The sequence below is a fragment of the Vagococcus fluvialis genome (assembly GCF_048815235.1).
Lineage (GTDB): Bacteria > Bacillota > Bacilli > Lactobacillales > Vagococcaceae > Vagococcus.
Genome location: NZ_JBMEAO010000022.1, coordinates 39,238 through 47,073, shown reverse-complemented (window position 1 = coordinate 47,073; position 7,836 = coordinate 39,238). Strand labels below are relative to the sequence as shown.

Here is a 7,836-nt window from a genome sequence, read left to right as displayed (position 1 = left end):
GGCTGTAAATCAGAAAAATAAACCAATAGATAACAAAAAAGAATCGGAATCCAAAAATCTTTTTAAGATTTTCGAATTTCGATTCTTTTATTTAAGAACTGTAACTACTTATGTCACAGCCTCTTTTATTTTTGATTAATTAGTGAAAAATACAATGATAAAAGGTACTAGTATAACTCCAATCATAAAAGCCCATGCTTGCCATTTAGCAAAGTTAAAAGTCATCCCGACTCCCATTCTTTTCTCTACCCAAAAAGAAGGATCTTCTTTGTTAAAATAAAACATACCTAACTTCCAATTGTCATCTGAGTCATCCATAATAATACTGTCTTCTAGTTCTTTATCCTCAGAAGTAGTCGGCATGTTTTTTAATCGATCTCCTGATTGTCCATAATAAAGTGAATACCATAAAGTAATTCCCAGAACTAGAACTGTAAAGATAATCGATAATATCATAACAACTTTAGGTGAAATCGTATCAAAAATAATTAGCAATTGGATAGCTGTCATTAATATTTGCGTTAAAATAGAAATGACAAAATTTAGTAAAGAAGACTGTCTTCTAAATTTTTTATTTTTAGCAGCTGATTGTTCTGGATTATCCCTATCAATTTGTTGTTTAGCAGATAAAAAAGAGTGATTGCTAATAGCCATTACCACTGTTAAAAATAATTGAATAAAAGGAAGTGATAAAACAGTTCCCCAACTCTTATCAGCTACTCTACTTGGATTCATATTAAAATCCCATTGCATCACAACTGTATCTGGAATATTGTGATAATTAGCGATTGTTAAAACTAAGGTTAACAACACAAATATTAAATTAATTCCTACTAAATAACTTGTTGGAAAAATAAGTTTTTCATCTCGAAAAGACAAATCTACTACTATTTTTTGACTGATTTTTTCTTGGCTAGATAAGCTTTGTTTGTATTCTTTTATCTTTTTAAAACGAGTCACATAAGTAACTATTGAAATAAATAAGATGATAAACAAACTAACAATACTTAAATAGACTAATGTTTCTTCCTTAATATTATTAGATAATTGATTTAATAATATTGTTACTATGCTCAAGACAATACTTGATAAAAAATTAATAACAAAATAGCTTTTCTTTTGTTTATCTACTACTTTTTTAGTTGTCTCTGTCACTGGTAGACTAACCCCGAAAGGTGTGTTTTTCCGACTAATAAAAGGAGTCAATCCTAATAATAATCCCATCAATATATTCAAACTAGTAAAAAAATAAACACTAATCATCTCTGTCAACTCCTTCTAACTTGTTACCTACTCTTTCCATGACTTCTTTCAAATCAAGCCCGTAAACGCCTGCATCGATTAACAAGTTTTCTACTTGCATCTCTAGCTCTATATTATATTCTCGACTTATTTTTGGAGGTGCGTTTCGAGAAATTTCATATCCTTTTTTGACTTGAATAACGGCACCTTCAGTAACCAATTTTTTATAAGCTTTATTCACTGTATGAAGATTTATTCCAATATCTCCCGCCAAACTTCTCACACTAGGTAAACTGTCTCCTGGCTTTAATTTTCCTTTGTAAATCCCTTTTTTAATTTGAAATACTAATTGTGTGTAAATAGGTATTTCTGACTTCGTGTCAATTTCAATAATCATCTTCTCACCTCTTATCGTTATACACATAGTATAACAAAACTTATTATAGGTCAACTATAACAAAAGTTATAAATAAAAAAAGTTGCGATGTAAGCAACTCTCTTTACATCACAACTTTACTTATTTTATTAGAGGATATTTAATCCCATTTTTCACTAATTTTTCTGCGATAATCTCATCAATATCAAATCCCAGATTATCCGCCATCATGTACGTATAGATTAGAACATCAGCAATTTCTTCTTTTAAGTGTTCTCTATCTTGATTACCTTCTTCTGCTGATTTCCACTGATAAATTTCTAATAATTCATTGGCTTCTAAAGAAATAGACAAAGCTAAATCTTTTTCATTATGGGCTTTTCGCCAATTTCTTGCATCACGGAAAGCATTAATTTTACTTAGCGTTTCTTTTGTACTCATTCTATTCAATCCCCCGTTTATAATAACTTGATTTTATTATAAACCTGTTAACTTAAAAGAGCATTAAAATTGTTTTTTCAGATTCTCTTGATGTTCTTTTTTAATTGATTCTAATAATTCTGTGTCTACGATTAAATCAAATGCTGTTCTAGCTAATAATTCTGCTCCTAACGCAATTGATGCTAGTCCTTTTTCACTTTTCGATGCTTCTCTAAATTCAATACTGTGCCCCGCAATATACTCATCAGAAATTGAAACGGTTGGTTGAATAGTCGGAATAACTTGACTAACATTTCCCACATCTGTTGATCCTAAACTGATTCCTACTTCTTCTTTAAGATAAATATCTTTTTCAGGAATTCCAATTGCCTCCACGTGTTTAAAGAAAGCCTCATCAAACGTAGGTGTTAATACTGTATTATCTACTGAGTTTTGGAATAAGCCAAATTCATAAGTACAACCTGTTTGTAAAGCCGCTCCCTTAACAATATTTTCTACCTTTTGATAGACTTCATTTAAAGTTGGCCTTGTGGCAGCTCGTAAATAAAATCTAGCAGAAGCAAATTCTGGAACCACATTAGCAGCTACTCCTCCATCTGTAATAACACCATGTATTCTCACATCAGTTGGTAAATGCTCTCTTAAAGCATTGATGCTATTGTAAACTTGAATAACAGCATCTAAAGCGTTAATTCCTTTTTCTGGCGCTGCTGATGCATGAGACGCACGACCATAAAATTTAATATCTACTGGATCATTAGCTAGTGAAGGACCAGATTTTGAGTAGTAGGTTCCTGGATGAACACAAACAGCTGCATCAACATCATCAAAAAAGTGTTCTCTAACAAAACTACCTTTAGCTGACCCGTTTTCGCCACCCTCTTCACCAGGTGTTCCGTAAACTCTGATTTCACCACCAATTTCATCAATCACTTCTTTTAAGGCACTAGCTGCTAACACTGAGGTTGTTCCAAATAAGTTATGACCACAAGCATGACCAATTCCAGGTAACGCATCAAATTCAGCTAAGAAACAAATAGTTGGTCCTGACTTTTCAGCTTTGTAACGAGCATCAAATCCTGTTCTATGCCCTGCTACTCCATAGTCTACAAAAAAACCTTCTGCTTTTAGTTGTTTAACTAAAGCTTCTGATGAATAAAATTCATAATTACTAACTTCTGGATGGGCATGGATATCTAAGGCTAACGCTTTATATGTTGGTAAATTTCCTTCAATAAATGTTTTGATCGTTTCTAATTGTGTCATAGTAAATCTCCTCCATTTTTTATTTTTAGATAAACAAAAAAAGCCTTCATCCTTATAAAAGGACGAAAGCTTTGAGCTCACGTGTTACCACCTTAGTTCATGAGAAAAAATTACTTTTTTCTCACCTCTATCAGAACCAAAAACCGATTCTTATCCCTATATCGTAGGCATACGTTGTTAGTTTATCTTATCGACTCACTAACAAATAAACTCGAAGACCATTTTCAAATAACGTCAATTACTCAATTCACACCATCATGAGCTCTCTTTAAACCGCTGCTTATCCTACTTATCTTGTCATAGTTTTTTGTTTATTAAAATATGTTAAGAGTATTATTAAACATTTATGAATGTTTGTCAACTATTTTATTGCTAAATGAATTGTTACTTGTCCATTTGCTTGATATTCTTCAAAATCGGCTGTAAATAAGCGTTGCTCATAAATTACCTTATCTTCCCATATGATATGCCAAGCTGCCCCTACTTTCTCAGGTGTCGCATTTGGTATCTCAACCATTAAATAATTGCCCTCTGATAAGACAACGTCTTCACCTTCTTGGTAATTAGAAGTTCCTATTAAAAAGTCATATTCACCATGATGGTCACTCTCATAATTATAATATACAGCATATAGATTGCCTTCTAGTCCCATAGTTGGTACCTTTTGCCACAATTCTATAATTTCGTCTACCTTAGAATTACTTGTTCTAATCTTGTTACCTCGAATACTTATCTCACTTAATTTTATTTGTTTCATTGACTCAACTTCCTTTCTCCTATGCTATACTCACACTATATAAGTTAATAGTGCCATTTTTAGTCACCTTTAGGAGAAAATATATGAAAAAAAATGAACGACTCATTGCTGAACTTTTCTACATCAACCAAATAAAAGACTTTAACCTCAATGACTTAATGACAGAGTTTTCTATTTCAAAACGAACTGCATTAAGAGATATTTCTGACTTAGAAGCTTTAGGAGCTCCAATTACAGTTAATAAAGGGCGATTTGGTGGGTATCAAGTCTTACAAAATAATAACTTACCTCCACTTTATTTGAATAAACAAGAATGGCATTCTTTATTTTTAGCATTACAATTATTTAAACACATGGAACAATCTCCGTTTTCTTCTTCCTATCAACACTTAAAAACAAAATTACTAGCGATTGCTCCCCAAGAAGAATACAAAATTAATGAACAGCTAGAAAAGATGGTGGTAATCTCAACGACTCAAACTATTTCTAGTGTGCCTTTTTTAACTGAGTTATTTCAAGGTATTTATGAAGAACAAACACTGATAATTACCTATACAAGATACTCCGAAGATAAACGCAATATTCGTCCTATTCAGTTAGGCTTTAAATATGGCCATTGGTATTTACTTGCTTGGGATTTATCAAAGGAGTCCTTTAGATATTTTCGTTGTGATTATATTTCAACTATCACCGAATTATTAGAAGAGCACACCCCTCTTTCTTTTGACATTCTTTATGAGCGTTACCTTGAAGAAAATAAACAAAAAAAACCTCTTACTTTCAAAGCTAAATTGAAAGCTGAGGCATTAGATTTATTTCATTCAAAAAAATATTTAGGTGTAGATTTAATGAAAGAACAAGATTCCTACTTCATCATTGGCCATTATAGCAAAGATGAAATTCCTTTTATGGTTAACTACTTATTAAGCTTTGGGACGTCCATTCAATTGCTAAGCCCTACTTCTTTAATAAATAACGTCAAAAAACATATTCTATCCATTTTAGAAAACTATGATTAATAACGAATATCTTGTTTTCTTTTTTTGGTAATTATTAAAGTGAGAGCTATACCAAACAAACTATATAAGGATAATATTAAAATAGACTGAATTGGTATAACACCTGTATTCATATACCCCACAGCAAGTTCTCTTACTTGATAGGTTGGCATAGCTTTTGATATTGGTTGTAACCATTCTGGAAATTGATCTGTCGGTATCCATAATCCCCCTAAAGAAGACATACCTAGGTATAATATATTAGCAAACACAGAGGCGGTTTTTTCATTTTTAAATAACGTCATTATTAATCCTATTCCTAAAAATAAAACCCCACCTAACAACAAAGCTAATCCTGATATAATCCACTCTTGAGGAGTTAGTGTTACACCTTTAGCTAGTCCTCCTACTAAAAAGACGGCGACAATAGCAACAATATACATCACTACCATTTTTAACATTTTAACAAAATAAATAGAGAATTGGCTTAAATCCACGTGAGTTAGTCGTAATCTCCATCCATTTTTTCTATCTTGAATAATATCAAAAGGAAAAGTAAATAAAGAAAAATTACATAAACTAAATGCTGTCATCGACATTAAGTATTCACGATAATAAACTTCTTGATACTCTTTTGAGATAGGAATTAGAGATGTAAAAATAAAATAGAAAAAAATGGGCATTCCAATACTCATAATAAAAGTTGATTTATCTCGACTCATTCGTTTAGCCTCTATTTTTATTAAAGCTAGCATTATATCTCTACTCCCTCCTGTAAATTATTATTAAAAATCGTTTCAAGTAACGACGTATTCGTTAGTTCAACATTTTCAAATGGAAAATCTATTTCCATTAAGTTTTTTAATAAATTTGCTGTCACTTCATTTTTAAAATGCCATCTGACAACAGCTTTATCTTTAATAACGTTTATGTTAAAAGTCTTAATGAGTGATTCCAGACTATTTTCTCTAGATTCGTAAATATCATTTTCAATTATCATAATTTTCTTTTTATTTAAAGTTCTCAAGTGATAAGGTGTACTATCTGCTCTTATTTTACCTTGATCTAATAAGATTACCCTATCTGCACAATAATCTACTTCTTCTACATAGTGAGTAGTAAATAATATCGTTGTGCCTGTTTCTTTTAACGGTTTTATTAACTGCCAAAAATGATTTCTCGTAGACGTATCCATACTAGCTGTAGGCTCGTCTACTATTAAAAGTTTAGGTCGATTCATTAAAGCTAAACAGGTATCAATCAAACGTTGCTCTCCCCCTGAACAAGTTCCCACTAATTGTTGGTATTTCTTTTTTGGAAAGGGAAGTATCATCTCTATTTCACGACTAGATAAAGGATTATCAGAAAAACTACTTACAAAATCTATCATTTCTTGAATAGTCACATCATCTGGAAACCGTGTTTTCTGAGATAAAAAGCCAATTTCTTTTTTTCCGTATGTTAACGAAAGATTACCTTTGGTTGGATAATAATGACCTAAAATCAAATTGATTAAAGTACTTTTCCCCGCGCCATTTTTCCCTAACAACGCGACGCATTCTCCTTCGCCAATTGTCATAGAAATATCCATTAATACTTTTTTATCCTTAAACACCTTATTAACCTTATCTATATCAATGATTGTTTTCATTATCTCGTCCCCTGCCATCATTTAATTTTTTATTGATTTCATTCACACTCAATTTCACCTTTAACATTGATAAAACTACCATTGATACATAAATACCAATAAAAATAATAGTGTATCTCATCATATCTGTAAGAGAGTACTCAAACCAATTCAGTAATACGTTTAGTAACAACAATCCTAAATAAGTACAAGAAAAATGTATACTAGCCTGTTTAAGAATTGACCAGTTATCCTTTTTATAAATTAAGCTGGCAAAGGAAAACATGATACCAATGACACTCCACAAGACAATACTCCAACCTAAAGCTTCTAATTCAGTATTAAATTTTGACATAAATAAAGGTGTACTTGGATAAAACTTACCTTCTCCAACTCGCCATGAAATAATAAAAGATGTGATTAGGCCAATAAAAGTTCCTGAAGAAATACCAACACCCATATGTTGAATCATTTTTTTCATATTCCTAACCTCCTTTTAAATTCTTTCATATATCTTCGTGATGTATGGCTAAATGATCCATCCTTAAAATTAATCTTTATTGTTCCTGTAAAAGATAGTTCTAAATTTTTAATATAATCTGGATTTATTATCTCTCCACTTGAAATTCTAATCATTTTTACAAATCTTTCTTCTAGTTTATACAGAGGTTCTTTAATTAGAACTTCTTCATTTCCAACATGACAAAAAATTTTCTTATCAGATGTGAAAAAACGAATCACTTCTGATTCTTTAATTGGAATTATTTGTTCATCCTTGTAACCAAAAAGTGGTGTTTCTTGAGATTCTTTAGAACAAATAGTTAATATTTCTTGAATAGCTGGTGTCATAGCCTTAGCATATATATTTATTTCGACTTCTTCATATTTATCATCTATCTCAAAAGAAACGTTCATCTTACCAACTCCCGTCTTAGTTACATTCTATCGTTTTTTTTACCTATCTGTCTTATTATTTTGATAAATGGTTCTTATTCAATGCTATATGGTTCTCTAAAATTCTCTATATTTTTTTCACCCTATCAAACAGTTTACTGCTATAATGAAGCATAATACTACGAAAGGTGCTGAAACTAGTGAGAAGTCGTCGAAAAAAAGAAACATCTAA

General features: G+C 31.2%; 10 protein-coding genes and 1 other annotated feature. Of the genes, 1 reads left to right on the top strand and 9 read right to left on the bottom strand.

Features of this window, described 5'->3' with window-relative positions:
- Positions 1–135: 135 nt before the first annotated feature.
- The 5 genes from ACODH8_RS13085 to ACODH8_RS13065 all read right to left on the bottom strand — a co-directional run bounded on the left by ACODH8_RS13085 (position 136) and on the right by ACODH8_RS13065 (position 4,082).
- A complete protein-coding gene (locus tag ACODH8_RS13085) occupies positions 136–1,263 on the bottom strand; it encodes a DUF1648 domain-containing protein (RefSeq protein WP_332525999.1) in 1,128 nt (375 codons plus the stop codon).
- The gene (locus tag ACODH8_RS13080) at positions 1,256–1,639 is read right to left on the bottom strand and encodes a GntR family transcriptional regulator (RefSeq protein ID WP_332526000.1); all 384 of its coding nucleotides are present in this window, start codon (positions 1,637–1,639) and stop codon (positions 1,256–1,258) included. The genes ACODH8_RS13085 and ACODH8_RS13080 overlap by 8 nt, the downstream gene beginning before the upstream one ends.
- Positions 1,640–1,759: 120 nt before the next feature.
- Positions 1,760–2,059, bottom strand: a complete 300-nt coding sequence (locus ACODH8_RS13075) for a nucleotide pyrophosphohydrolase (protein WP_332526001.1) — start codon at positions 2,057–2,059, stop codon at positions 1,760–1,762.
- Between the two features lie 63 nt (positions 2,060–2,122).
- Positions 2,123–3,325 (bottom strand): M20 family metallopeptidase, encoded by a 1,203-nt coding sequence (locus ACODH8_RS13070; protein ID WP_332526002.1) that lies wholly within the window; start codon positions 3,323–3,325, stop codon positions 2,123–2,125.
- Between the two features lie 55 nt (positions 3,326–3,380).
- Positions 3,381–3,635: a binding site (T-box leader), on the bottom strand.
- Between the two features lie 51 nt (positions 3,636–3,686).
- The gene (locus ACODH8_RS13065) at positions 3,687–4,082 is read right to left on the bottom strand and encodes a GyrI-like domain-containing protein (RefSeq protein ID WP_332526003.1); all 396 of its coding nucleotides are present in this window, start codon (positions 4,080–4,082) and stop codon (positions 3,687–3,689) included.
- 83 nt (positions 4,083–4,165) lie between these two features.
- On the opposite strand from ACODH8_RS13065, the gene ACODH8_RS13060 reads away from it, so the two are divergent.
- Positions 4,166–5,101, top strand: a complete 936-nt coding sequence (locus ACODH8_RS13060; protein WP_332526004.1) for a YafY family protein — start codon at positions 4,166–4,168, stop codon at positions 5,099–5,101.
- On the opposite strand, the gene ACODH8_RS13055 is transcribed toward ACODH8_RS13060, so the two are convergent.
- The 4 genes from ACODH8_RS13055 to ACODH8_RS13040 are packed head-to-tail and all read right to left on the bottom strand — an operon-like array spanning position 5,098 to position 7,625.
- Positions 5,098–5,835: an ABC transporter permease gene (locus ACODH8_RS13055; protein ID WP_332526005.1), complete on the bottom strand. Its 738-nt coding sequence runs from the start codon at positions 5,833–5,835 to the stop codon at positions 5,098–5,100. The genes ACODH8_RS13060 and ACODH8_RS13055 overlap by 4 nt on opposite strands.
- Entirely contained in the window at positions 5,835–6,731 is an 897-nt protein-coding gene (locus ACODH8_RS13050) for an ABC transporter ATP-binding protein (protein ID WP_332526006.1), read from the bottom strand. The genes ACODH8_RS13055 and ACODH8_RS13050 overlap by 1 nt, the downstream gene beginning before the upstream one ends.
- Positions 6,715–7,191 (bottom strand): DUF3021 domain-containing protein, encoded by a 477-nt coding sequence (locus ACODH8_RS13045; protein WP_332526007.1) that lies wholly within the window; start codon positions 7,189–7,191, stop codon positions 6,715–6,717. Before ACODH8_RS13045 ends, ACODH8_RS13050 begins: the two co-directional genes overlap by 17 nt.
- On the bottom strand, positions 7,188–7,625 hold the full coding sequence (locus ACODH8_RS13040; RefSeq protein ID WP_420517765.1) for a LytTR family DNA-binding domain-containing protein: 438 nt from the start codon (positions 7,623–7,625) through the stop codon (positions 7,188–7,190). Before ACODH8_RS13040 ends, ACODH8_RS13045 begins: the two co-directional genes overlap by 4 nt.
- Positions 7,626–7,836 lie beyond the last annotated feature (211 nt).

Excerpts from the sequence above, each read along its gene's own strand:
- ACODH8_RS13080 (WP_332526000.1), bottom strand. The coding sequence starts at position 1,639 with ATGATTATTGAAATTGACACGAAGTCAGAAATACCTATTTACACACAA.
- ACODH8_RS13055 (WP_332526005.1), bottom strand. The coding sequence starts at position 5,835 with ATGCTAGCTTTAATAAAAATAGAGGCTAAACGAATGAGTCGAGATAAA.
- ACODH8_RS13050 (WP_332526006.1), bottom strand. The coding sequence starts at position 6,731 with ATGAAAACAATCATTGATATAGATAAGGTTAATAAGGTGTTTAAGGAT.
- ACODH8_RS13085 (WP_332525999.1), bottom strand. The coding sequence starts at position 1,263 with ATGATTAGTGTTTATTTTTTTACTAGTTTGAATATATTGATGGGATTA.
- ACODH8_RS13065 (WP_332526003.1), bottom strand. The coding sequence starts at position 4,082 with ATGAAACAAATAAAATTAAGTGAGATAAGTATTCGAGGTAACAAGATT.
- ACODH8_RS13040 (WP_420517765.1), bottom strand. The coding sequence starts at position 7,625 with ATGAACGTTTCTTTTGAGATAGATGATAAATATGAAGAAGTCGAAATA.
- ACODH8_RS13070 (WP_332526002.1), bottom strand. The coding sequence starts at position 3,325 with ATGACACAATTAGAAACGATCAAAACATTTATTGAAGGAAATTTACCA.
- ACODH8_RS13075 (WP_332526001.1), bottom strand. The coding sequence starts at position 2,059 with ATGAGTACAAAAGAAACGCTAAGTAAAATTAATGCTTTCCGTGATGCA.
- ACODH8_RS13060 (WP_332526004.1), top strand. The coding sequence starts at position 4,166 with ATGAAAAAAAATGAACGACTCATTGCTGAACTTTTCTACATCAACCAA.
- ACODH8_RS13045 (WP_332526007.1), bottom strand. The coding sequence starts at position 7,191 with ATGAAAAAAATGATTCAACATATGGGTGTTGGTATTTCTTCAGGAACT.